Below are 24,146 nucleotides of genomic sequence, written 5' to 3' on the forward strand. Positions count from 1 at the left end.
TCACCCCGCAGGCGGGCATTGTCTGCGCAGAAGAAGCGTTCGGCTGAGACCACAGTGCACCGTCACTGTTCCGCGGGGACGAGGATCCCTGCGCGCAACAGCCGTTCGACCAGGTCGGTCCCGAGGGTTTTCGCCGGGTGGGATCCGCCGTCGAGCAGGCGCGTGACAGACGGCAGTTCCTCGTCCGCCACAGAGACACGGCCGACACGCGTGACCAGGTGTGAACCTTCCAGGCGCGCATACAGTGCGCTGCGGAGTTTCACCGTGGTGTCGGGGCCGAGATCGTGGACGGCGGCGAATTGGGCGAGCGGCCCCAGCGGTGCCGGACGGGCCTGCTCCCGCCGGGCACGATGGAACATGGAGGTGACGTCCGCTCTTGCAATCGCGGAGATGAGATGATCACGGACAGCGGCGATCTCGTCATCCGGGTCGTCGATGCCCATGGGCAGTGCGCCGCGCATCCCGGGATCGTCGCCGAGCGCAGCGAGTGCTGCCCGGGTCAGATGCTCGGCGAGTGCATGGCGCGTCCACGTGTGGATGCCGACGGTGAGGTGGATGGAGATCTCCCCTCGGGCCTCCGCGGCATGGATCCAGCCGCGCGGCAGATAGAGACAGTCGCCGGGTTCGAGCACGGTGTCGATGCACGCCGGCTCTGTCGCGGCTCGGGCGACAGCGGCGCGGTGATCGGTCCAGGGCTGATTGCGTAGCGGCGCCGGGTGGACGGGCTCGTGGATCACCCACCTCTTCGTTCCCTCGATCTGCACGACGAAGACATCGTGGACGTCGTAATGGTGGCTGAAACCCTGGTTCCGAGGTGGAGTGATGTACGCGTTGACCTGGACGGGATGTCCGAGTTCGTCGCTCAGAGCGGTGCCGAACTGCGAGATCGGTTCCCATGTGCGGTGCAGTGCCTGCAGGACGAGGGTGGCGCCGTCGGCGAGGTTGCGCCAGAGCATCGTGTCGTCGAGTTGGTCGGAGATGGTCGCTCCGACCCCGCCGGGGGAGGTGAACGACGAGTCCGGCAGTGTCGTCCCGTCCTTGGCGACGCGAAGGAAGGGCGTGCGGAGTCCTCGGCGCGAGATGAGTTCGTCGACCGCCTCGGCGGAGAACAGGTCGGTGAATGTGCCGGCGCGACGCGTCAGCAGTGGTGCACGTCCCCAGATTTCGGACGCGAACTTCTCCCGACCGATGTCGATCAAGCGTGTTTCCAGGACTCCGGCGTCCGTTTCGACGCCGGAGTCCTGGATGCGATATGAGGAGTCCTCATACCTAGCTGCCTCCGTCGGCTCCGCCATCGGCACCTCCGTCAGCCCCGCCATCGGCACCGCCGTCGCCACCGCTGTCGGCTCCACCATCGGCACCGCCGTCAGCTCCGCCGTCGCCACCGCTGTCGGCGCCCCCGTCAGCTCCTCCGTCGGCGCCACCGTCGTGAACGCCCGGGACGCCGACTGCGCCGCCGTCTGCCGGGCCTTCCTGGCCTTCGTCCTTGTTCGGATCCTGCTGTGGGTCGGTCATAATTCCTCCCGAGGTCAAAAGGCTTGGGAACAACGGCGTTACCGGCTCCCGGAGCCTGCAGCGGTGTATCGTTCGGCCGTTGTCAGCTTATCCGGGCGCATCGGTGGCCACGTCGATTCCGGGATCATCGAACCGTTGTCCCAGGCGTTGTACCCGCGCACTCACGCGCTCGGCGTCGCGTAGAAGAAAGTCGAGGCGTTGCGCGCCGATTATCGGGTACAGGAGAGTATGGCTGACGAGAATCCCGACGCGTCCGAGTTCGACCCGCAGAACCCCGATCCCGCGAACACTCCCGGTCTCGAACCCGGGGGCGGGGTGGCGCCCGGAGATACTCCGCCCGCCGAGACCTCTGTGGGCGGTCCGCAGCACGAACCGCCACAGCGCCGCAGTGCCGGCGCCCTCATCGCTATCGTGATCGCAGTGATCGTGGCCCTGATGGTGGCCGGTGGTCTGATCATTCGAGCAATCGGGCTGTTCTGAACAGTCGACCGAACGACGTCACGCCGCCGTATCAGTCGATTCGATGCGACGGCGGGTTCGGTGCGCCCCACGTTCCGAGCCAGATAGTCTTCACATTGGCCAGCATCCGTCTCGACTCGGCTTCGGACGGCCTGAGCGATCGGTCCTTGAAGAAGGCCATGACGATCATGTCGGTCAGTGTCGTGACGAGGCCTTCGTGGTCGTTCGACAGCGGGGTGATCTCCCCGGCGTCGGCATCCCGGCTCATCTGCGCCGCGAGTCGGCCGTTGAGATCGGTGACCAGCGACGTCCACCGAGCGCTGAGCTTGTCGTCGTAGTTGACCGCCTGCAGGCCGGCGACCATCACGCGGTCGCGCTCGACCCAGGCGCGATAGGACGTGCCGAAGAGCCGGTCGAAATAGTCGGCGTGGGACTCACCGGCGCGGCGGTGATAGCCGCCGATGCTGTCTGCCCAGTCGTCCCATGCTCTGCCGACCAGTTCGCCGAGAACCTCGTCCTTGGATTCGAAATAGAAGTAGAAGTTCGGGCGCTTGATTCCCGCAGCTTCGGTGATGTCCTTGACCGAGATGTCCACGGCCGGCATCTCGCGCAGGCACCGCTCGAACGCGTCGAGAATGGATTGCCGCTGGACCTCGCCGCGTGGAATCCGCCGCCGTCGCCCGACATCCTGGTCGGGTATCCGCGCTCCGGCATCCCCGCCGCTCACCGCTGACGGGGACTTGGTCGACTCCATGGCTCGCATCCTAGTGTCGCGTTGTGGTCGGATCGGGGCAGGCAGGACCGGCGCCGGGGGTAGCGTCGGGCACGTCGCGTGCCAAGGAGGGCTCCATGGGCAAAGTGGTCATGTACGCCTCGGTTTCGGTGGACGGCTTCATCGCGGACGAGAACGATCAGCCCGGACCGTTGTTCGACTGGTTGACCAGCGGCGACGTTTCGTTGGACGACAGCGGCTTCGTGAAGGTGTCCCGGACCTCCTACGACTACATCCGGCCGTACTGGGACGAGATCGGGGTGACGATCGCCGGTCGGCACGTCTTCGACATGACCGACGGCTGGGACGGAGAACCGCCGGCCGGGGTCGACCACGTGGTCGTCGTTTCGCACCGCCCGAGGCCCGATGGATGGCACCCCGAGGCGCCGTTCCACTTCGTCGACGGCATCGACGCGGCCGTGACCACGGCGCAGGAACTCGCGGGTGACCGCACCGTCGAGGTCGCGGCCGGCGAGGTCGGAGGACAGGTGCTCGCCGCCGGCCTGGTCGACGAGGTGCGCATGGATGTCGTGCCCGTTGTGTTCGGATCCGGGAAGCGCTACTTCGGTTCGGTCCACGCGCAGCATCTGCTGGAGGATCCCGATGTGGTGATCCAGGGCGACAGGGTTCTCCACTTGCGCTATCCGGTGCGCCGGCGGTAGCGCGTGTGGCCACTGCGCGGTCGACGACCGAACAGTGGCCACACGGCACAGCGCTTCACGTCCCGATAGAGACGGGATCAGGCCTGGACCTCGACGGGGACCGCCGAACGAGACGGCTCGAACGTCAGACCCTCGAACTCCCGGGCCTCCCACCAGTCCTCGATCATGTTCCAGAAGTCGATCTCGCTCGAGTTGTAGACCTCGTTGAATACCGCCTTCGACACGTCGCCCTGACCGTTGTAGTAGCCGGGCGTGCACGCCGCCCAGTACGCCACGCGCGGTTCGTTCGATGCGCGGACCTTCGCGACCCACGAGGACTCGGCCTCGACGGTCGGTTCGAACGCGCCGATCCCTTCGTCCAGCACGTGCCGGATCAGGCGCGCCGCGTGCCGGGCCTTCCGGTCGAGCATGTACACGAAATTGACGTAGTAGGCGGTCTGGCTCATGCCCAGTTCGACGAAGTTGGGGAAACCGTGCGTGAAGAAGCCGTGCATGGTCTTCGCGCCGTCGGAGAAGTACTCCTGCATGGACCGGCCGTCGCGTCCGAGGACGTCGTAGCCGTAGATCCCGGCGGGGCCGGAGCCGGTTTCGAATCCGGTCGCGAACACGATGCAGTCGACCTCGTAGTGCTTGCCGCCGACGACGATGCCGTCGACCGTGATGCCGTCGATGCCCGTCGGCGCGGCCGCGAGCGTCACGTTCTCACGGTTGAAGGCGTCGAGGTATTCGTCGTTGAAACAGGGCCGCTTGCACATGTATCCGAACCACGGCTTCAACCCGTCGGCGACGGCGGGGTCGGTGACGATCGAATCGATCCGACGGTGTGCGCTCATGAGCAGCTGCATGTCGGCGATCTCGGCGACGACGGCCTGGTCGGCCGGGGACAACTCCGCCATGGGCGTCTCGAGCAGATGCTGTCCCTTCAGAGCGGGGAACAGGTGTGTCCAGCCGTCGTCGACGTGGTTGCCCTCGACGTCGTGGCCGGAGATGATCCCGTTGAAATTGTCGTGTCGCTCGTACTGCCAGCCCGGCTTCAGCGACGCCGCCCAGGCGGGGTCGGTCTTCCGGTTGTTGCGGGGCTGCACGACGCTCGACGTCCGCTGGACCACGACGAGTTCCTTCGCGTCCGCGGCGAGGTAGGGGACGACCTGGACGCCGGTGGCGCCGGTGCCGACGACGGCGACGCGCTTGTCGCGCAGGTTCTCGAGGTTTCCGGCGGGCGATCCGCCGGTGTAGTCGTAGTCCCAGCGGCTGGTGTGGAAGATCTTGCCCGTGAAGTCGCCGATGCCGGGGACCTTGGGGAGCTGCGGCTTGGTCAGTGCGCCGTTCGAACGCAGGAGGAACCTGGTGAGGAAACGGTCGCCGCGATCGGTGGTCACCTCCCAGCGCTGCTCGGCCTCGTCCCAGGTGGCCTGCGTGGCGCGGGTCTGGAAGTAGGTCCGCTCGTAGAGGCCGTAGTGGCGTCCGATGCGCTGGGCGTGTTCGAAGATCTCGGAGCCGTCGGCGTAGCGCTGGGTGGGGACGTATCCCGTTTCCTCGAGGAGCGGCATGTAGATATGCGATTCGATGTCGCACTGCACACCGGGGTACCGGTTCCAGTACCAGGTGCCGCCGAAGTCGCCGCCGTATTCGACGATGCGGAAGTTCGTGATGTCGTTCTGCGTGAGGTAGGCGCCGGCGGTGAGTCCGCCGAAGCCGCCGCCGAGAACGAGGGCGTCGAGTTCCTCCGTGACGGGTTCGCGATCGATCGGCTCGACGAAGGGGTCGCGATCGTCGACCTCGAGCACGTCGGAGAGTCCCTGGAACTGGGCGAGGGTGTCGGGCCGGATCCGCTTCTTCTTGTCCACCTCGAAGCGCTCGCGCAGGTGGTGCGGATCGAAGTCGAGGTCGAGGGGGAGCTTCGAGTCGGGGAGGGTGAACGCCATGGGGGAGTCCTTTGTGTGCGTGCGTCCTGAGCCGAGTCGGGGCTGCAAATCGTGGGGAAACGCGGCTGGACGACCAGTCGAGATTACTTGACGGTGTGTCAAGTTGTGACCGAGGTTACGTCGAGTGTGTGATGGGCGCAACACCCGGAACGAAACGGCTGCGCCTCCGGCCAGGTTCTGTCGGCGAGAGGCGCAGCCGTTCGCTCCGGATTCGGAGGAGTCGAAGACAGCGTCAGAAGATGGCGGTCGGATTCACCGGCGTCCCTGCTCCACCGGTGATGTTCAACGGCGATGCGGTGAGGAAGAATTCGTAGCGGCCTTCGCGGGCGCACTCCGCGGCCAGTTCTTCGAGCCACCAGATCTCGCCGAGGGTGAGTCCGAGATCGCGGATCAGGCGTGCGTGCAGCGGGTAGACGCCGCCCTCCTCGGCCGGTTCCACCTCGACCGCGACGTTGTCCACGGCCAAAGCGGCGATCTCCTTCTCATGGATCCACGCAACCGTATCCGCGCCGAGGCCCGGTGCGCCGGCACCCCAGAACTCGCTCTTGTCGGTGAGCGAGTAGAACCACGGCACGTGTCCGGTGCGGATGGTGAGGATGTCTCCGGTTCGCACCTCCACGCCCTGGGCCTGCGCGCATCCGTCCAGTTGTGCGGCGGTGATCGGAACACCCGGTTCACAGCGCTCCACCCCGAGGTACTTCGGCAGATCGAGCAGGACGCCACGGCTGGTCAACGAGTCCTTGAGGTTGCTGATCGCGCACTTCTTCGCGCCGGCCACGCCCTCGACGTTGCCCATCCAGAACCCGTTGTACATGGCGTCGGAGCTGAAGATATGGGCGAGACCGTCCCACTGGGTGCTGCCCTGCAGCGGCATGAAGATGTAGTCGTCGGCGCCCTGGAAGCCGGGAGCGACGCGGCCGAGTTCGGTTCCGACCGTCCAGTCGGCGCCGCTGTAGCCGAAGAAGTGCACCACATTGGGGCGCGTCGGGTGCACGGGGCCGGTGGAGTCGAGGGGAACGGCGAGGCTGATGGACTTGCCGGATCGGATCAGTCCCGCCGCAGCGCGGACGACGTCGGGGGTGATGAAGTTCGCGGTGCCACGTTGGTCCTGGTCACCCCAGCGACCCCAGTTGTTCGGGGCGTTGTCGTTCGTCAGCCCGATGACCTTGCCGTTCTCGTCGACACTGAACACCGGCGGAGCCCAGGTCTGGTCGGTGAATGTGCCTTCGGCGGTTCTACCCATGAGATCGTGTCTCCGTTCGTGAAGCGGGATCAGTTCGCGGACAGGGATTCGCGCAAGCGGAACTTCTGGACCTTGCCGGTCGCGGTGCGGGGCAAGGAGTCGGTGACGACCACCGAGGTCGGCTTCTTGTAGGAGGCCATCCGGCTGCGGCAGAACTCGATGACGTCCTCCTCCGAGGGAGGATCGTTCGGATCGGTGGGCACGACGATGGCGACCGGGGTCTCCACCCACTTCGGGTGCGGCGCCCCGACGACGGCCACCTCCGCGACACCCGGATGCTGATCGATGACCGCCTCGACCTCGGCGCAGTAGATGTTCTCGCCGCCGGAGATGATCATGTCCTTCGCGCGGTCGACGACGAAGAGGAAGCCGTCCTCGTCCTGGCGCACAAGGTCACCCGAGTGGAACCAGCCACCCCGGAACGCTTCCTCCGTCGCGTCGGGTCGGTTCCAATAACCCTGCATGACAGTCGGTCCGCGATAGACGATCTCGCCGACGTCACCCTGCTGCACGTCGTTGCCGTTGCCGTCGACGACGCGGGCCTCGACGTTGACGATCGGTGTGCCGACCGACCCCATCTTGGAGATGGCGTCCTCACCGCGGAGGATGCAGGTCACCGAACTCATCTCCGTCTGCCCGAACACGTTGAGCGTGGGGATGTTCGGGAAGGTCTCGGCCATCGCCGAGAGCACCGAGGGCGGAGCGACGGATGCGCCCCACATGATGCGGCGCAGAGTCAGCTTCCGGTCGCGCACCCCGGGAACGGCACACAGTTCCTTCCACTGCGTGGGAACGAAATAGCAGGACGTGACCTGCTCCCGCTCGAGGGTGTCGATCGTCGAGACGGGATCGAAGTTGCCCGAGGGCGCGATGATCGACCGTCCGCCGGCCATGAGATAGATCAGGATGCCGTTGAGCCCACCGATGTGGAACAGCGGCAGACCCGAGTACCACACCTCACCTTCGGTCTTCACCTGGTGTTCGATCATCGAATTGACCGTGTTCATCGCAAGATTCAGGTGGCTGAGTACCGCGCCCTTCGGGCGACCCGTGGTCCCGGAGGTGTACATGATGAAGGCCGGATCGTGGTCGTCGACGACGATGTCCAACGAGGAGTCGTCCGGATCGAGCACCGACTCGTAGTCCAGCGCGGTCTCGGACACCCGGCTCGCATCACCGCCGGCGACCAGCACGGTCCGCACGAGCCGGGATGCGAGTTGCGCGGCGAGCGACGTCATCGGTTCGTCGACGACGAGCACCTCGGCGCCGCTGTCGGAGAGGATGTACTCGACCTCGGCGGCGACGAGACGGAAGTTGACCGGCACCACGATCGCCCCGAGTCGCAGAACGGCCAGATAGGATACGACCACCTCGAGCCGGTTGTGCATCAGGACGGCGACACGATCACCCTTCGACACACCACGAGCCTGCAGGGCCCGGGCCAGACGGTTGACCCGTTCGTCGAGTTGCCGGTAGCTGAGGTGACTGTCGCCGAAGCTCATGGCGATAGTCTCCGGCCGCTGTCGTGCCTGGCGGGCGAGCTGTTCACCGTGGGCGAGCGTGCGGTGCGCCGCGAGGGAATCGATCATGTCACTTCTTCTTTCCGGTGAATCCGAACAGGTGACCGGCTACCTTGCGGATCTGGATCTCCTCGGCACCCTCGGTGATCCGGTAGCGGCGATGGTGGCGGTAGATGTGCTCGAAGGGCAGGTGACGGCTGTATCCCATGCCGCCGTGGACCTGCATGGCCCGGTCGGCGGCATCGCACACGAGCCGGTTGGCGCGGTAGTTGCACATCGAGACGCGATCGGAGACCTCCATGTGCGAGCGTGTGTCGAGGTCACGTGCGGTGACGCGGATCAGCTCGCGCAGCATCGCGCCGTCGGTGTGCAGTTCCACCAGCGGCCACTGGATGGCCTGGCGGGCTGCGAGAGGCTGGCCGAAGGTCACGCGATCGCGGGCATAGGAGACCGCTTCGTCGATGCAGTACTGGGCTGCGCCGAGACTCGAGGCGGCCTGTCGGATCCTGTTCTCGTGCACGAAGTTCTGCGCGATCTCCAGTCCGCGACCTTCCTCGCCGAGGATCGCCGAGTCGGGTACCCGGACGTCGCGCAGTGACACGTCGGCGTGGTCGGTGGGCATGTTGAGCGTCCACCGGAACAGGTCGACGGAGAACCCGGGCGTGTCGACGGGGACGAGGAAGGCGGTGATGCCGCGGGCCTGTCCGGGTTCGCCGCTGGTGCGCGCGAAGACCAGATCATGGGTGGCGATGTGCATCCCGGTGTTCCACCGCTTGGCGCCGTTGATGATCCAATCGCCACCGGAGCGGACGGCAGTGGTCTCCATCCACGTCGCGTCCGATCCGTGGTCGGGTTCGGTGAGGCCGAACCCGAGGAAACGCTCGCCGGTGATCAGGGCTTCGGCGAACTCGCTGCGCTGGTCGCCGGTGCCGAACTTCCAGACCAGGTGGAAGCTGGGAAAGTTCCCGATGATCGACGATTCGTCCTGCAGGTCGTTGTGCAACCCCAGGCCGCGGTGCGCGAGGTGCTCGCGCACGACCGCCATCTCGAAGTTGCTCGCGTCGGCGCCACCGACCTCGGTGGGCAGGTCGCGGCGGAGGAAACCGGCCTTGTCGGCGCGACTTCGCATTTCGGAGAGCAGTTCGTGCCATTCGGGGCGGGGGAGGCCGCCGGCTTCGAAGTCGGTGCGCGCCCATTCGCGTCGATGGTCGAAGAAGCGTTCGTTGTCGTTCTCCGCCTGCAGGGGTGCGATCTCGGTGTCGATGAAGTGGTCGATGTCGTCGAGCAGTTGCTGCATGTCGTTCGGAAGATCGGATCTCATGCGTGGTCCTCGAATACGAAGTCGAATGAACGAATGTTCAGAGTGACCGTAACCACATCCGGAGTGATTTTCAACGCCTTTGGCGTAGATGAGCTCTGCGAAGATTGCCGAATCCGATTGACACCTCAGCGACCGTGAGCGATCGTTCATGGTGAATTCACCAGGAGGAACATGCCCCGCTCAACCGAGAAGAACCCGCCGCGCGCGATGTCCTTCGCCGTGCGCGAGACCGACGACAAGGTCGCCGCCACGCTGATCACTGCCGCGGTGGCGACGATGGCCGCCAAGGGCTACCACGGCACTTCGGTGCGCGATATCGCCTCCGAGGCCGGGGTGGCGGTGGGCTCGCTGTACAACTACTTCGGCTCGAAGCAGGAGCTGCTCGCGCTCATCCTCAACCGAGGGCTCGACGCCCTCGTGGAGGAAACCGAGGAAGCACTGCTCGCCGCGGGCAGTGATCCCGTGGACCGGCTGCGCGCGATCGTCGGCGTTCACGTGGGGCAGCACACGAAGGCACCCCGGGAAAGCCTGCTCGGGAACAGTGAATTGCGCAGCCTCGAACCGCAGCACTACGCCGTGGTGGTGACCAAGCGTGACGTGCAGCGACGAATGTTCGACCGCGTCGTCGTCGACGGCGTGGACCGCGGGGTGTTCACGACGAAGACCCCGGTGGACACCGCGCGCTTCATCGTCAGTGCCTGCACCGCTGTCGCCGGGTGGTTCCATCCCGACGGGCCGCTCACCGCACAGGAGGTCACCGCCCGCTACCAGGACATCGCTCTCGACGCTGTCGGGTACCGACAGGATCCGTGATGAGCATCGACGACCTGCGCGCGGCGCTGACCAGGCACCTCTCCGGACTCGACGGCGTTCGGGGGACGCTCACGGACCTGGCTCGTCTGACGGGCGGCGCGAGTCGTGAGACCTGGCTCCTGACCGTCACCGAAGATGCCGGCGCCGAACGTGACCTGATCCTGCGACGCGACCCGCCCGGGGCCGAGGATCCGGCTCGTATGGCCCGCGAAGCGACTGTTCTCCGCGAGGCCCACACCGCGGGTGTTCCCGTCCCCGAGCTGCTCGATCACAGCGACGGCCACCGGGTCGAGGGTCTCGGCGCAGCGTATCTCCTCATGGAGAAGGTCCCCGGCGAAGCGCTCCCGCAGCGCCTGCTGCGCGACGACCGGTACAGCGCGGTGCGCAAGAACCTCTCCTACGCATTGGGCCGCGCGCTCGCCCGCATCCACCGGATACCGATCGACGCACTGCCCGACTTCCCGGCCGGAGATCAACTCGACGAGCTCTTCGCCCGGTATGTCGAGACAGGGCCACCGCTGCCTAGCCTCGAACTTGCGTTCCGCTGGTTGCACGATCATCGGTCACCGTCCACGCGCACCACCGTTGTCCACGGCGACTTCCGCAACGGCAACGTGCTCGTCGACGAGTCGGGCATCCGGGCCGTCCTGGACTGGGAGCTGACGCACCTCGGGGATCCGATGGAGGATCTCGGCTGGTTGTGCGTGAAGACCTGGAGGTTCGGTGCCGCCGAGCCCGTCGGAGGTTTCGGATCCCGCGACGAACTGTTCCGCGGCTATGAAGACGAAAGCGGAATTGCGCCGGATCCCGAGGCGGTGCGGTGGTGGGAGCTCTACGGCACCCTGAGGTGGGCGGTGATGTGCCGGATCCAGGCCAACCGCGCTCTCGTCCACGGCGAGGAGAACGCCCTCGAACTCCTGGCCATCGGCCGGCGCATCGCCGAATGCGAGCACGATCTCCTGCAGATGCTGGAACCGGCCGAGGACATCGAGCCGGCCACCATCACTTTCGCCGACGAGCCTCGGCAGGATCTGTTCGGGATGCCCTCGGTTGCGGAGTTGTCGCGTGCGGTCAAGGCTTTCGTCGTCGACCATCCGGCGACCGACGCACCGACCCGTTATCAGGCGCGAGTGGCATCGAAGGTTCTCGATATCGTCGCTCGGGAAGCAGAACACGGTGCGCGTCTGCGGGCGCAGCATCGGGCTGCGCTCGACGCGGTTGGCGTGGTCGACGAAACCGAGTTGGCGCTGGCGCTGCGGGAGGGGAAGCGGACGATGTCGGAACCCTCCGTCGAGGAGGCGGTGCGGCAGGCTGTTGCAGCTCGTCTCGTGATCGCGAATCCCGAGTACGCCGCCTGACCTTCCCGGCCGGACGGCGAGCCCGCCCCGGTGGCATCGGTGCTCCGGCAACGGGCCGAGGACCGGCATGCATACGCAGAAGCACCCCGACACAGGCGGTATCCGGATCGGATATACCACTCGTGTCGGGGTGCGGTCGTGTCGACGGATGGTCGGGGTGGCTGCGGTGCCTAGCTCAGAGCAGTACCGGCCCGAGCAGGGAGAGCGTCAGAACGACGAGCCCACCGCCGATTCGCGAGGAGATGGACAGGAAGGGGAGCAGCTCCAGGCGATTGGCCGCTCCGAGGACGGCCAGGTCGCCGCTCGACCCGAAATCCGCGAGCCCCAGCCCACCGGAGATGGCGGATTCGATGAAGTACAGCTTCACCAACCAGCCGATGAAGCCGGCGGCGAGTGCGGCCACGAACACGACCGCGATGGTGGAGAGCATGTAGACGGGGTCGCCGAGCAGGGAGATCACCTGATGGAAGTCGATGGCCACGATGCTCACCGACACCAGGATGGCGGGGATGAAAGCGTTGGCCACCATGCGGTACCACAAGTCGGCTGCGTCGACGATCGCGTCGGGAATCGGCAGGAAGATCTTGGCGATCGCGCACAGCAGGATCAGGAAGACATAGGTGTGGATCGACGGCAGGAACCCGGAGATCGCGTCGGACACCATGAAGAGCACTCCGGCGGTGAAAAGTCCGATGATCGTGCTGTTGACGGCCTCGACAGGCTTGACCTTCGCCGGTTCGGGCTTACTGAGATCGGTCTTGGCGTCGGCGAGCTCGCCCTGGCCGTTGAAGTTGCGGAAGAGATCGGCTCGGCGTCGACCCAGCCATGCCAGGGTCCCCGCGACCACGATGCATACCGTGTTCGCCACGACGACGGCAGGCACGAGTTGGGTGAGGTACTGCTCCGATGTCCCACCGGAATTCGTGGCGATGAGCTCCGAGATCGGGATGGCGCCGGCCGCGACACCGCCGCCGAGTACGGGACCGACGACGAAGAACAGCATCTTGCCCGCACCATAACCGGTGAGATAGCCGATCACGCCGAACAGAGAGAAGCACACGGCGATCGTCGCGACGATGGGCAGGATGATGCGCGTGCCTGCCTTGATGAGCACGGATCTGTTCATGCCGAGGATGCTGCCGACGATCAGTGCGGCGACGACGAATTCGCCGAACTGGGACAGGCTGTAGAAGTTGTCGATGGCTTCGGCTGCGTGGTCGGGCATCACATTGTAGGTGTGCAGGACCGCCGGTATCAGGATCGCGAGAATGACTCCTCCACCGATCCTGTTGAGTCCGGGTATCGCGTTGCCGATCACCATCAGCAGGCCACCGATAGCCATCGTGATGGCGAAACCGCTCGTCATCCCGGGAGCCGGGGTGAATATGAAGGTCAAGGCGACCACGAGCAGCGCTGCTGGAGCGAACCATTTCAGTGGCAGGCCCAGCGTGGCGTTCATATCGGGCTTGCGTGTGGGTTCGGCGCGCTGGGCGTCGACCCGACTCTCGCGAGCGGTGGTCATCGTGCTCCCTTCGGATTGCGGTGCGGCCGACGCGGCCGGACGCCTCCGTCGTCGAGGCGGGATGCCGGCTGTGAATGGCACAGGGGGCAGGCTATGTGTCGTCCGTCACGAAAGTCAACCAGTTGTATACATCAGAGATCTTCATCTAGGGTTTTCTGTAGTCGATTCGGGCATAATGCATACACAACGCGATTGGTGGGGAGAACTCCCAGATGACGCAGCACATCCACGACACCCGCCCTACCGCCACGGGACCCCTTGCGGGACTCCGGGTGGTGGAGATGGGGCAACTCATCGCCGGCCCCTTCTGCGGGCAGATCCTCGGCGATCTCGGCGCCGAGGTCATCAAACTCGAACAACCCGGCTCGGGCGATCCGATGCGCGTGTGGGGCCGCAGTCTGCCGCAGGGTGAATCCATGTGGTGGTCCGTCGTCGGACGCAACAAGCAATCCGTCACCGTCGACCTGCGTACGCCCGAGGGGCAGGACATCGCCAAGCGCCTCATCGCCGAATCCGACATCGTGGTCGAGAACTTCCGGCCCGGCACGCTGGAACGATGGGGCATGAGTTACGAGGAGTTGTCGGCCGTCAACCCGGCGCTGGTCCTCACACGGGTGTCGGGCTTCGGGCAGACCGGTCCGTACTCCTCCCGGGCGGGCTACGGGGCGATCGGCGAAGCGATGGGCGGACTGCGCTACGTGGTGGGCGACCCCTCGACTCCGCCCTCCCGAATGGGTATTTCGATCGGGGACACCCTGGCGGCTCTGTTCGCTGCGCTCGGCACCCTCGGCGCGGTGTACGAACGCACCCGGAGCGGCCGCGGTCAGGTGGTCGATTCCGCGATCTACGAGGCCGTGCTCGGTGTCATGGAATCGATTGTCCCCGAATGGGTCATCTCGAACTATCAGCGCGAGCGCAGTGGCGCGATCCTGCCGAACGTGGCGCCGAGCAATGTCTACCCGACCAAGGACGGTGCCTGGATCCTGATCGCCGCGAACCAGGACACGGTGTTCGGCCGGCTCGCTCAGGCCATGGGACAACCCGAACTGGCGACCGACGAACGCTTCAGCACCCACGGCGCGCGAGGAGAACGCCAGCAGGAACTCGACCGGATCGTCGCCGAATTCACCATCGAGCACGAGTCCAAGGAACTCGAGGAGCTGCTCCTCGAACACGCCGTTCCGGTCGGCAAGATCTATCGTCCCGTCGACATGCTCGAGGACGAGCAATTCATCGCACGGCGCAGCATCATCGAGACCGAACATCCCGTCTTCGGGTCCGTACCGATGCAGAACACGTTCCCGCGCCTGAGCCGCACCGACGGAAGCGTGCGCTGGCCCGGGCCCCGGCTGGGCGAACACACCACCGACGTGCTGACCCGGCTCGGTGGATTCGACGACGACGCGATCGTTCGCTTCACCGAGAACGGAATCATCTGATGTTCGGCGATCGAATTCCCTCCGCCGCACGACTTGTCGACGTCGGACTGCGCGACGGTCTGCAGGCCGTCCCGACGTTCGTCGGCACCGACGACAAACTCGCCATCCTCGACGGGTTGTTGGCCGCGGGATTCACCACACTCGAGATCACGTCCTTCGCGCACCCCCGTGTGCTCCCGCAGTTCGCGGATGCGGAGCAGGTCATCGCGGGCGCACCGCGTCCCCCCGGTGTCACCTACAAAGCTCTGGTGCCGAACCTGAAGGGCGCCTTGCGAGCCGTCGAGACGGACATCGACGAAATCGTGATGGTGGTACCCATCGACGAGGAGACCGCCCGGCGCAATCAGAACGCCACCCCCGAGCAATTGTTGTCTGCTCTGGTCGAGGTCGTCGGTCATGCCCATGCGGCGGGCAAGAAGGTCACCGCCGCCCTCGCCACCGCATTCTTCGCGACCTGCCGCGGCCCGGTCGGCATCGACGAGCTGGAGAACGCGATCCGGCGTGTGGTCGATGCCGGTGTCGACTCGCTGTACCTGGCAGGTACCAGCGGCATGGAAACCCCCGTCGAGTTCGAACGCGGCGTCCGGCGTTGCAAGGCCATCGCACCCCACCTGCCGGTGGGCGTGCACCTGCACAACCGCAACGGGTTCGGTCCTGTCAACGCCCTTGCGAGCCTGGTTGCCGGTGCCGACTGGATCGAAGCGTCCTTCGGCGGTCTGGGCGGGGACATGTGGTTCCCTGGTGACAACTCGGTTCTGGGCAACGCACCCATGGAAGACGTCGTCAACCTGCTGCACAGCTTCGGTGTGGGCACCGGAATCGACCTCGATCGGTATCTCGACGTCGTCCGGTTCGCCGAGAAGGCCACCGGTATCGGGTCGTACTCCTTCGTCACCCGCGGCGGAACCCGCGACGAAGTGGCTCGTGCACAATGGTCGGATTGAGATGACACAACAAGGGGTGCGCCGTTGTCCGAGCTGAGCAATGCGATCTTCGACCTGATCGTGGCCGGCACCTTCCGTCCGGGCGAGAAGCTCAACGAGATCGAACTCGCGGAGCGGTTCGGAGTGAGTCGCACCCCCGTGCGCGAAGCGCTCAAGACTCTCGCGAGCAGCGGCGTGATCACCATCGAACGCAACAAGGGCGCCCGGGTGGTCGACCATTCTCCGGACTCGGTGGAGGCGATGTATGCCGCGCGCTCGGTGATGGAGCCGTATGCTGCCAAACTCGCTTCCGAGACGATGAGCGATGAGGACATCGCGGAACTTCGCCGATTGGCGGAGGACATGTACGCCAAGGTGTCCGACGATCTTAATCTCGCCGAGATCGCAGCGCTGAACAATGCTTTCCACTCTGCGATCGTGTCCAAGTGCCCGAACACGCGAGTCGCCGAGATGACCATGAGCATGCTCAAGCCGCTTGTCGCGTCGCGAACGTTCCGGGTGTACACGGAAGCCCAGTTGATGCGAAGCGCACTGCATCATCTCGAGATCGTCGATGCGATGGCGCATCGCGATCCGGAATGGGTGGAAGCGATCATGCGTGCGCACATCAGGTCGGGTTATCACAGCGCGATAGCCGGTCCACCGTGATCCGGACGGCGTCGGACTACTACCGAGGTCGCTCCTGTTCGGTTCCGGCGTCGTACCGGATCACCACGCAACACCGATCCGGCTGCGGGTGCAGTTCGGCATGCGCGTCGGGATGGTCGCTGTCGGCGATCACCCCCTCGATGAGGCGTAAGTTCAATCCGCACACCACATCCAGATGATCCTGGGCGACGAGGTGGAAGGGGCAGTTGCGTAGGTGGACGCGGCCGTCGTCCTCGGCCCGGGGCAGGTATCCGCAGCCGCGCAGCGCCTCCAGGAGATCGCCTCCCGAGTCGGCGACCGCTCGTCGTCCGGCGTCGCGTGCGGCTTCGTCCACCGCCGCTCGCACCGTTCCGTCGGTGTCCTGTTCGACCGCGGAGACGAGTAGCCTGGCGAGCAGTTCGTAGTCGCGCGGCGGCACACTGACGGTCATCTCCGTCGTCGTCCTCGTGTAGACCTTCGCCGGGCGTCCCGCGCCGGGGCCGCCGCGCCCGGCAGGCCGCTGATAGTCGACCTTGACCAGGCCGGCGTCGGCGAGCTTGTCGAGGTGATAGGCCGCGAGGGTCCGGCCGATATCGAGAGCGGCCGCCACCTCCTCACGCGAGACCGGTTCCTCGCTCTCGGCCACGTACTCGAACAACCGGCGCCGCAACGGATCGTCCAGATTGCTCAACGCTGCCAGCGCCGCCGAGGCGGCAGACCGGGGAGTGGACATGTCCCGACTCTAACACCAAAAAGTATTGACAAATAGGGACTGTGGGGCGATTCTAAAAACATAAACTTTTGTTTTTACAAAGGGGGTCCGTGATGACCACTCCCGCAGCTCACTCGTCTTCCACAGCGCCCGTTGCACCTGCTCATGGTGACGTGATGCACCGCGCCCGAAGTGATCCCGCGTACGGGGCATTCGTATTGCTACGCATCGGGTTCACCGTGCTCCCGATCGTCATGGGCATCGACAAGTTCACCAACGTGCTCACCTCCTGGCAGGGCTACCTGGCGCCGTGGATCGTCGATCTCGGTCCCCTCGGCGCGCAGCAGGTGATGCTGGTGGTCGGGGTGATCGAGATCGTCGCCGGCATCGCCGTCGCGATCAAACCGCGATACGCGGCGTATATCGTCGCCGCTTGGCTCGCGGGAATCGTGATCAACCTACTGAGCTATCCCGGCTTCTACGATGTTGCCCTGCGAGACGTCGGACTGCTGCTTGCGGCTCTGACCCTGGCGCGGTTGGCGTCCGTGTACGACCCGCCCTGGCGATGACCACCGCCTTCGTCCTCGGCGGCGGCGCCGGTCTCGGTGCCGTGGAGGTGGGGATGCTCTATGCGCTCACCGAACGAGGCATCCGTCCCGATCTGCTGATCGGGACATCGGCCGGTGCGCTCAACGCCGCCTATGTCGCCGGTCGCGGTACCGGCTTCCCGGCTCTGGACGAACTGGCGGCGATCTGGCGGAATCTGCGCCGACAGGATGTCTTCCCCCTCGATCCGGTACGTCAGCTCCTGGCCGTGACCGGACTCCGTTCCTCGCTGTGTTCCGACCGGAACCTGCGGCAGCTCATCGAATCCCACCTGCCGTACCGTGATCTCGAAGACGCGGCGATCCCCGTGCACCTGGTTTCCACCGACCTGCTCACCGGGCGAGAGGTGCTGCTCTCTACGGGTGAGGTCGTCAGTGCCGTGCTCGCCAGTGCTGCCGTCCCCGGTGTTCTGCCCACCGTGCAACGCGAGGGCCTGAGCCTGGTCGACGGAGGAATCGCCGACGATGCGGCCCTGTCCCAAGCAGTGGCCCTCGGTGCGGACGACGTGTGGGTGCTGCCCGCCGGCTACGCATGTGCCCTGCCGCGTCCCCCGGCCACCGCGCTGGCCACCGCGGTGCAGGCTCTGACGCTGCTCACTCACCAGCGCCTGTTGCTCGAGGTCGCCGACTTCTCTGCACGGGTCGACCTCCACGTGCTCCCTCCGCTGTGCCCGGTGTCCGTCTCGCCGATCGACTTCAGTCATGCCGGGGAACTGATCGAGCGTGCCCATCGGGCGACGGAGGACTGGCTCGCAGCCGCCGGGGAGCGGCAGGCCCATCCCGAACGCATCCTGTCCCTGCATCGACACCGACCCGGTCCCGCTTCGGGAGGTAAGGCATCGGTGACTCGATCGCCCACCTTCCAGCTCAGGGGCGCCGAGCGACAATAGAGACCGGTCGGTGAGGTGGCGCGGCTGAACCCGCTCCACTTACCGTGGAGCTACGACGAAGGACCGGCCCGATTGTTCGGGCCGGTCCTTCTGTGTGGACGTCACCGTTCGAGGCGCCGACCGCCCTGCCTGGCAGGGGAACCACTGTCAGACGCGCTTGACTGCCTCGCGATGGCCGACGGAGTCGTCCGATGCCGACAGTCGCGGCGGTTCCTTGGTGAAGAACAGCATCGCGACAGCACCGATCAGACACAGTGCGGTCATGACGAGGAATCCGCCGTCGTAGGTGCCGGTACGAGCGACGCTGAAGCCCATGACCGACGGGGCGACGATGCCGGACAGTGCGAAGCAGGCATCGGCGAAACCGGCGGCCGTGCCGGGCTGGCTCGGAGCGGCATCGATCGACGCGACCCACCAGATACCGCCGGTGATGAAGCCGAAGCCCACACCCGCGGAGATGCAGATCAGTGCGACGACGATGTTGCCGCGGAAGAACAGGATCGGTGCGATCGACGCGCCCGCCAGCAGTAGTGCGACACCGATGATGATGAATCGCGAGCGGATGCTCTGCGTGCGCTTGTACACGCGGTCGACGAGAATTCCGCCGAGCAGTGCGCCCACCACACCGGCTGCCCACGGCGCCACCGAGAAGGCGCCGACCTCCTTGATGGACAGGCCGAATTCGTGCTCGAGGTACTGCGGGAGCCAGTACATGAAGGCCCAGAACATGAAGCCCCACGAGAAGTAACCGAGACCGACGAGCCAGAGATTGCGGTTGCGGAGGATCTCGCCCCAATCGGTGCTCGACTCGTGACCGGTCTCCTCACCGTCCAACTGGCCGGCGCGGATGTAGTCCAGTTCTTCCTTCGACACGAACTTCGCCTCGCTCGGCGAGTTCTTCAGCGTCGGATAGGCGATCACGACCCACACGACTCCGACGATCGCCAGAATCCAGAACATTGCCTTCCAGCCGGTGAGGGCGATCAGCTGGGTGAGGATCGGTCCGCCGACGAGCAGGCTGCCGGAGACCGCCACACCGCCGATCAGAGCCAGCGCCTTCCCTCGTTCCTGCGCCGGCAGCCAACGGCTGACGAGGCGGGTCGCCGCGGGGAAGCATGGCGCTTCACCGGCTCCGAGGAGGATGCGTAGCAGGATCAGGCCGATGAACCCGCCGGCGAACGGGGTCAGTGCCGTGGCGGCAGCCCAGATGAACATGCCCACGATGAGCACGCGCCGGGAACCGTAACGGTCGACCAGCGGTCCCGAGAGCAGGGCGAAGAGCATGTAGCCGATCGAGAATGCGGAACTGATGATGCCGTACTCACCGGGAGTGATCCCGAACTCGGAGCGCAGATCGGATGCTGCGAACGAGATGGCACTGCGATCGATGTAGTTGACGATTACCAGGCCCAGAATGATGGCGATGGTCCACCAACGCGATTTCATAGCGAACTCCTCGGATGACGCAGTCGCAGGGTCAGATGACGCCCCGGGCCCGCAGTTCGTCGATGTCCTCGGGACTGCGCCCGAGGTGGGAGAGAACCCTGTCGGTATCGGCACCGGCAGGGCGACCGGTGTGTCGGATCGCACCGGGGGATCGGCCCATTCGCCACATGATGTTCTGCATGCGCACGGGACCGAGATCGTCGTCGTCGACAGTGGTGACCATGTCGGTCGCGACGACTTGCGGATCTGTCAGCAGGTCACTGGGTCGGTAGACCGGTGCCACGGCGGCGCCGGCCTCCTCGAAAGCGACGACGACCTCGTCGCGAGTACGGTCGGCGATCCAGTCGCCGACGTACTTGTCGAGCAGGTCCGCGTGCTCGGCGCGGGTGCGGCCGGTGGCGAACCAGTCTTCGTCGATGACCTCGGGATGCCCCACCAGGCGCAGTACCCGTTCGGCGATCGCCTGTGCGCTCGTGGACACGGCGACCCAGTGGTCGTCCTTGGTGCGGTAGAGATTTCGCGGGGCATTGTTCTGCGACCGGTTGCCGGTGCGCTGCTGGTCGATGCCCAGCTGATCGGCGTAGATCACCCCGGGGCCGACGGCGGTCATGATCGGTGTGAGGAGATCGAGGTCGATCTCCTGACCGGTACCGCCGTTGCGTTCACGCTCGAACAACGCCATCGACACCGCCGAGGACCCGGCGACTCCGGCGATGGAGTCGGCGAGGCCGAATGCCGGCAGGGTGGGAGGGCCGTCGGGGTGGCCGGTGAGATGGGCGAAGCCGCTCATCGATTCCACCAGCGTGCCGAACGCGGGACGTGTCGCATACGGTCCCTGCTGTCCGAAACCGGTGACCCGCAACATGATCAGTGCGGGATTCCGCTCGGCGAGTTCGGCATAGGACAGGCCCCAACGCTCGAACGTGCCGGGTCGGAAGTTCTCGACCACCACGTCGGCTTCGGCGGCGAGATCGCGGAAGATCTCCTGACCGTCCGGTGTGCTCAGGTTCAGCGTGACGGTCTGCTTGTTGCGGCTGACCATCTTCCACCAGAGCGGGACACCGTTCTTGTCCAGGCCGTGCCCGCGCATTCCGTCCGGCTTCGCCGGATGTTCGATCTTGATGACCTCGGCGCCGAAGTCACCCAGGATCTGTGCGGCGAGCGGCCCGGCAAGGATGGTGGACGCGTCGAGGACCTTGATCCCGCGCAGGGGACCGGCAGGGAGCTTGTCGTCGGTCAACGGGTGTCTCCTCAGTACGGGCGGGCGAGGTAACGGCCCGCGGGCGTGCCGGTGACCGCTCCGTCGGCCAGGACCCGGTTACCGCGCACGAAGGTGTCGGTCACAGCAGCGGCGAGCTCGAATCCCTCGAACGGCGTGTACTCCTGGGTCGATTCGGAATCCGCCGCGCGCACGGTCCAGGTGCGGTTGGGATCGACGATCGCGATGTCGGCGTCGACGCCCTCGGCGAGTCGTCCCTTGCCGGGCAGACCGTAGCGGTCGGCCGGGTTGGTGGAGAGCAACTGCGCGATGCGGCGCAGGGACAGTCCGCGCTTGCGGCCTTCGCTGATCAGGCCCGGCAGGAGGTATTCGGTTCCGCCGAAGCCGGACTTGGCGGCGAACACGTCGTCGCGGTCCTCACCGAACTTGACCTCGTCCTTGCAGCAGGCGTGGTCGGAGACGACCCAGTCGATGTTGCCGGCGAGCAGGTGCTCCCACAGCGCCTCGACGTCCTCGCGCGGACGGATCGGCGGGTTGACCTTGGCGCCGAGCCCGTTGGCGTTGTCGATGTCGGTGAGCAGGTGACCGATGGTGACCTCGCGACGGAAGTTCACGTGCGGGAAGGCCTCGGCCATCTTCATGGCAGCCTTCAGCGCCTTCGCCGAGCTCAGGTGCAGCAGGTTGATGTTCGGCAGGCCGGTCTCGTCGGCGAGGAAGGACGCAATGGTCACGGCCAGGCCTTCGGAGTGCTGAGGTCGGGAGGCGCTGTAGGCGGCGAGGCCGCTGAGCTTGCCCTCCTGCTCGACGATCTTGGTGTAGGCGCTCATGATCTCAGCGGTCTCGCAGTGCAGTGACAGCGAGATGTGCGGAGCGAGCTCGGGGAACTGTTCGCGGGCCTTCTGGACGCCGCGCATGACGAACTCGAAGTGCGCGATGTCGTAACGCTCGTCCTCGGGGATCATCAGGAAGTCGCTCTGCGAGGTGGAGCGTCCGTGCAGGCCGTGGCTGCCGTAGAACATGAAGATCTTGAAAGACGTGACGCCCTGCTTCGACGCGAGCGCGGGGATCTCACCGATGTGCTGCTTGGACATCGGGGCGAGATGGAACGCGTAGTCGATGTAGCTGCGCCCGGCGGAGGCGTCGAGGACCTCGGGGAAGAAGTCGGCGTACGCGCCGCCCTTGTTCAGGTAGTACTGGCCGGTGCGCATGTAGGTCAGAGCAGTGGTGACGCCGCCCTGCGCGCTGGCCCGGGACTCGGTGTGGGTGTCCTCGGAGAGCGGGTTGTAGATGCCCCAGTGCTGATGGGCGTCGACGACACCGGGGAACACCAGCTTGTCGGTCGCGTCCACGATCTCGGCACCGTCGGCCTGGAGATCGGGGCCAATGGCGGCGATCTTGCCGTCGACGACGAGGACGTCGGCGATGTCGCCTTCCGCGGCCGCGGTGTCCTCGGTGCGGACGACGGTGCCGTTCTTGATGAGGTAGCTGGTCATGTCATCTCCTGGGGAGTATCGGGACAGGTGGTGCGTTTCAGACGGTTACGGTGCTGCTCACGTGCTCGGCGGCGAGAAATGCCAGACCGAGCGCGGTGATCAGGCCGTTGCCGGCGAGGTAACCGCCGGCTCCGTGGCCGGAGATTCCGACGGCGGCGCCGCCGGATGCGTACAGGCCGGGAATCGGGGCTCTGTGGGCGAGTACGCGGGCGTGTTCGTCGACGACGAGCCCGCCCTGGGTGTGGAACAGTGCCGGTTTGACGGCGATCGCGATGTAGGGCGCGGTCAAGGGGTGTCGGGTATCGGTGCGTCCTTGCCGATCGGGCTCGAGTCCGGCCGCGGCGCGGTGGGCGGCAGTGAGTTCGTCCTCGAGTGCCGATGCGGGCACCCCGATGGCGTCGGCGAGGTCGGTGGCCGTGGCGGCCCGCACCAGCGACCCGCTCTCGGCGACGGTGCGGAAATCGTCGAACACCGAGCACAGTTCTTCGATGTGCTCGTCGATGATGATCCAGCCGGCAGATCCGGGTCGGGCGGCGAGCAGGGCGGCGAACTCCGAGTAACCGGTGGTCTCGGGGGCGAATCGTCGGCCGGTGCTGTCGACGACGATACCGCCGTGGACGACCGTCGCCCAGCCGACGAGCGTCTGACTGCGCGATGAGAGCGCAGCGTGGCCCTGGTAGGCGTCGAGGAAACCGGTGTCGGCTCCGAGTCGCCCGCCGATGCGGAGCGCGTCGCCGCGGCTGAACTGGCCACCGTGGTAGTGGGCGTCCGCGATCTCGGGCATGTGGGCCCGGACCAGGTCGCGGTCGGCACCGAAGCCGTTCGTCGCCAGAAGGACGGCGCCGGTCGTGAGTTGTTCGGTGTTTCCGTCCGGGGTGGCGATCTCGACGCCGGTCACGCGGCCGTCGACGATGTGGACCTCGCGCAGACTCATCGGGGCGATCAGCTCGATCCGCGGATGCGCTTGGGCGCGCTGCACCAGGTGACGCAGCAGGTGGGAGCCGTGGCGGCCGGGAATGCTGTGGCAGCGGTCGGCGGTGTGTCCCGGATAGCGGAAGTCGGTGACGAGCTCGAGGTCGAGGCCCTGGACGTCGGCCAACCAGGTGACCAGTGCGCCGCTGACCTCGGTCAGAGCCCGAGCGACTCGCTGATCTGCCGTTCCTGCGGTCTTGCGGGTGATGTCGTCGAGGAAACGGCGCGGATCGTCCTCGACACCGGCCGCATCCTGCCAGCGTGTCCCCGCGGCGGGAATCATCGCCGTGCACATCGAGGTGTTGTTGCCGCGCTGGAAGTGTTCGTCGGCGTCGATGACCAGAACGTTCGCGCCCAGTTCCGCGGCACGCAGGGCCGCGACGAGTCCACCGCCCGCGCCGGCGACGACGAGGTCGAAATCCTGACCTGCCACACTGCCTCCTTAGTGTGTTCCGCTGAGCGAAACATAAGAAAGTGATCTCCTGCACTATGCGCCTCGGTGAATCGATGCGCAAGTGCGAATTGCGCGCATTTCCCTACGAAACCTGGATGTAACTTGGCGTCATGCGTCTGGACAATCGTTTCGCTAAGCGGTACAAAGTCTCCAAGGCCTCGAACGGTCGTGCCGCTCCGGCAGCATGTCCAGCAGACCTGTCAACGTGTTCACCACCCGAACCGACCGGGGAACG

At 65.9% G+C, this 24,146-nt stretch carries 22 protein-coding genes; 10 read left to right on the forward strand and 12 right to left on the reverse strand.

Features of this window, described 5'->3' with window-relative positions; all coding sequences use genetic code 11:
- Nucleotides 1-62: 62 nt before the first annotated feature.
- Nucleotides 63-1,199: a cupin domain-containing protein gene (locus ACPCXD_RS18070; RefSeq protein ID WP_226949834.1), complete on the reverse strand. Its 1,137-nt coding sequence runs from the start codon at nucleotides 1,197-1,199 to the stop codon at nucleotides 63-65.
- A 46-nt stretch (nucleotides 1,200-1,245) separates the two neighbouring features.
- On the opposite strand from ACPCXD_RS18070, the gene ACPCXD_RS18075 reads away from it, so the two are divergent.
- Nucleotides 1,246-1,698 carry a hypothetical protein gene (locus ACPCXD_RS18075; RefSeq protein ID WP_423660604.1) on the forward strand — a complete coding sequence of 151 codons (453 nt, stop codon included), beginning with the start codon at nucleotides 1,246-1,248 and terminating at the stop codon, nucleotides 1,696-1,698.
- Nucleotides 1,699-1,743: 45 nt separating this feature from the next.
- Nucleotides 1,744-1,995: a DUF6480 family protein gene (locus ACPCXD_RS18080; RefSeq protein ID WP_423660606.1), complete on the forward strand. Its 252-nt coding sequence runs from the start codon at nucleotides 1,744-1,746 to the stop codon at nucleotides 1,993-1,995.
- A gap of 31 nt (nucleotides 1,996-2,026) precedes the next feature.
- Here the strand turns inward: ACPCXD_RS18080 and ACPCXD_RS18085 are convergent, their stop codons facing one another.
- Nucleotides 2,027-2,728, reverse strand: coding sequence for a TetR/AcrR family transcriptional regulator (locus ACPCXD_RS18085; RefSeq protein WP_423660608.1), 702 nt, complete (start codon nucleotides 2,726-2,728; stop codon nucleotides 2,027-2,029).
- 95 nt (nucleotides 2,729-2,823) lie between these two features.
- Here ACPCXD_RS18085 and ACPCXD_RS18090 point away from each other — a divergent pair, with 95 nt between their 5' ends.
- Entirely contained in the window at nucleotides 2,824-3,408 is a 585-nt protein-coding gene (locus tag ACPCXD_RS18090) for a dihydrofolate reductase family protein (protein WP_423660610.1), read from the forward strand.
- Between the two features lie 77 nt (nucleotides 3,409-3,485).
- Here the strand turns inward: ACPCXD_RS18090 and ACPCXD_RS18095 are convergent, their stop codons facing one another.
- From ACPCXD_RS18095 to ACPCXD_RS18110, 4 genes are all read right to left on the reverse strand, one after another.
- On the reverse strand, nucleotides 3,486-5,333 hold the full coding sequence (locus tag ACPCXD_RS18095) for a flavin-containing monooxygenase (protein WP_423660612.1): 1,848 nt from the start codon (nucleotides 5,331-5,333) through the stop codon (nucleotides 3,486-3,488).
- A gap of 232 nt (nucleotides 5,334-5,565) precedes the next feature.
- Nucleotides 5,566-6,576 (reverse strand): cyclase family protein, encoded by a 1,011-nt coding sequence (locus ACPCXD_RS18100; RefSeq protein ID WP_423660614.1) that lies wholly within the window; start codon nucleotides 6,574-6,576, stop codon nucleotides 5,566-5,568.
- A 29-nt stretch (nucleotides 6,577-6,605) separates the two neighbouring features.
- Nucleotides 6,606-8,165, reverse strand: coding sequence for a long-chain-fatty-acid--CoA ligase (locus ACPCXD_RS18105; protein ID WP_423660616.1), 1,560 nt, complete (start codon nucleotides 8,163-8,165; stop codon nucleotides 6,606-6,608).
- 1 nt (nucleotide 8,166) lies between these two features.
- Nucleotides 8,167-9,417, reverse strand: coding sequence for an acyl-CoA dehydrogenase family protein (locus ACPCXD_RS18110; RefSeq protein WP_423660618.1), 1,251 nt, complete (start codon nucleotides 9,415-9,417; stop codon nucleotides 8,167-8,169).
- Nucleotides 9,418-9,588: 171 nt separating this feature from the next.
- On the opposite strand from ACPCXD_RS18110, the gene ACPCXD_RS18115 reads away from it, so the two are divergent.
- Together ACPCXD_RS18115 and ACPCXD_RS18120 are read left to right on the forward strand one after the other, a co-directional pair.
- Entirely contained in the window at nucleotides 9,589-10,230 is a 642-nt protein-coding gene (locus ACPCXD_RS18115) for a TetR/AcrR family transcriptional regulator (RefSeq protein WP_016690765.1), read from the forward strand.
- Nucleotides 10,230-11,588, forward strand: a complete 1,359-nt coding sequence (locus ACPCXD_RS18120; protein WP_145692134.1) for a phosphotransferase family protein — start codon at nucleotides 10,230-10,232, stop codon at nucleotides 11,586-11,588. Before ACPCXD_RS18115 ends, ACPCXD_RS18120 begins: the two co-directional genes overlap by 1 nt.
- A 175-nt stretch (nucleotides 11,589-11,763) precedes the next feature.
- Here ACPCXD_RS18120 and ACPCXD_RS18125 read toward each other — a convergent pair whose 3' ends face one another.
- Complete coding sequence (locus ACPCXD_RS18125) at nucleotides 11,764-13,110, reverse strand: 2-hydroxycarboxylate transporter family protein (RefSeq protein ID WP_016690767.1); 1,347 nt, start codon at nucleotides 13,108-13,110, stop codon at nucleotides 11,764-11,766.
- Between the two features lie 212 nt (nucleotides 13,111-13,322).
- On the opposite strand from ACPCXD_RS18125, the gene ACPCXD_RS18130 reads away from it, so the two are divergent.
- The 3 genes from ACPCXD_RS18130 to ACPCXD_RS18140 are packed head-to-tail and all read left to right on the forward strand — an operon-like array spanning nucleotide 13,323 to nucleotide 16,141.
- A complete protein-coding gene (locus ACPCXD_RS18130; RefSeq protein WP_026060863.1) occupies nucleotides 13,323-14,549 on the forward strand; it encodes a CaiB/BaiF CoA transferase family protein in 1,227 nt (408 codons plus the stop codon).
- A complete protein-coding gene (locus ACPCXD_RS18135; RefSeq protein ID WP_088898994.1) occupies nucleotides 14,549-15,493 on the forward strand; it encodes a hydroxymethylglutaryl-CoA lyase-like TIM-barrel protein in 945 nt (314 codons plus the stop codon). Before ACPCXD_RS18130 ends, ACPCXD_RS18135 begins: the two co-directional genes overlap by 1 nt.
- Nucleotides 15,494-15,517: 24 nt before the next feature.
- Nucleotides 15,518-16,141, forward strand: coding sequence for a GntR family transcriptional regulator (locus ACPCXD_RS18140; RefSeq protein WP_423660621.1), 624 nt, complete (start codon nucleotides 15,518-15,520; stop codon nucleotides 16,139-16,141).
- 19 nt (nucleotides 16,142-16,160) lie between these two features.
- Here ACPCXD_RS18140 and ACPCXD_RS18145 read toward each other — a convergent pair whose 3' ends face one another.
- Nucleotides 16,161-16,853, reverse strand: coding sequence for a helix-turn-helix transcriptional regulator (locus ACPCXD_RS18145; RefSeq protein WP_423660623.1), 693 nt, complete (start codon nucleotides 16,851-16,853; stop codon nucleotides 16,161-16,163).
- Nucleotides 16,854-16,945: 92 nt separating this feature from the next.
- Here ACPCXD_RS18145 and ACPCXD_RS18150 point away from each other — a divergent pair, with 92 nt between their 5' ends.
- Nucleotides 16,946-17,401 (forward strand): hypothetical protein, encoded by a 456-nt coding sequence (locus tag ACPCXD_RS18150; RefSeq protein WP_423660625.1) that lies wholly within the window; start codon nucleotides 16,946-16,948, stop codon nucleotides 17,399-17,401.
- Nucleotides 17,398-18,327 (forward strand): patatin-like phospholipase family protein, encoded by a 930-nt coding sequence (locus ACPCXD_RS18155; protein ID WP_423660627.1) that lies wholly within the window; start codon nucleotides 17,398-17,400, stop codon nucleotides 18,325-18,327. Before ACPCXD_RS18150 ends, ACPCXD_RS18155 begins: the two co-directional genes overlap by 4 nt.
- 147 nt (nucleotides 18,328-18,474) lie before the next feature.
- On the opposite strand, the gene ACPCXD_RS18160 is transcribed toward ACPCXD_RS18155, so the two are convergent.
- Genes ACPCXD_RS18160 through ACPCXD_RS18175 form a run of 4 tightly spaced genes read right to left on the reverse strand, consistent with a single transcriptional unit; the run spans nucleotide 18,475 to nucleotide 23,890 of the window.
- Entirely contained in the window at nucleotides 18,475-19,773 is a 1,299-nt protein-coding gene (locus tag ACPCXD_RS18160; RefSeq protein WP_423660629.1) for an MFS transporter, read from the reverse strand.
- A 31-nt stretch (nucleotides 19,774-19,804) separates the two neighbouring features.
- A complete protein-coding gene (locus tag ACPCXD_RS18165; RefSeq protein WP_423660631.1) occupies nucleotides 19,805-21,013 on the reverse strand; it encodes a CaiB/BaiF CoA transferase family protein in 1,209 nt (402 codons plus the stop codon).
- An 11-nt stretch (nucleotides 21,014-21,024) separates the two neighbouring features.
- Nucleotides 21,025-22,485 (reverse strand): dihydroorotase, encoded by a 1,461-nt coding sequence (locus tag ACPCXD_RS18170; RefSeq protein ID WP_423660633.1) that lies wholly within the window; start codon nucleotides 22,483-22,485, stop codon nucleotides 21,025-21,027.
- Nucleotides 22,486-22,522: 37 nt separating this feature from the next.
- Nucleotides 22,523-23,890: an FAD-dependent oxidoreductase gene (locus ACPCXD_RS18175; protein WP_423660635.1), complete on the reverse strand. Its 1,368-nt coding sequence runs from the start codon at nucleotides 23,888-23,890 to the stop codon at nucleotides 22,523-22,525.
- Nucleotides 23,891-24,146 lie beyond the last annotated feature (256 nt).

The organism is Rhodococcus sp. AB351, assembly GCF_049538275.1.
In the GTDB taxonomy this organism is placed as follows: Bacteria; Actinomycetota; Actinomycetes; order Mycobacteriales; family Mycobacteriaceae; genus Rhodococcus.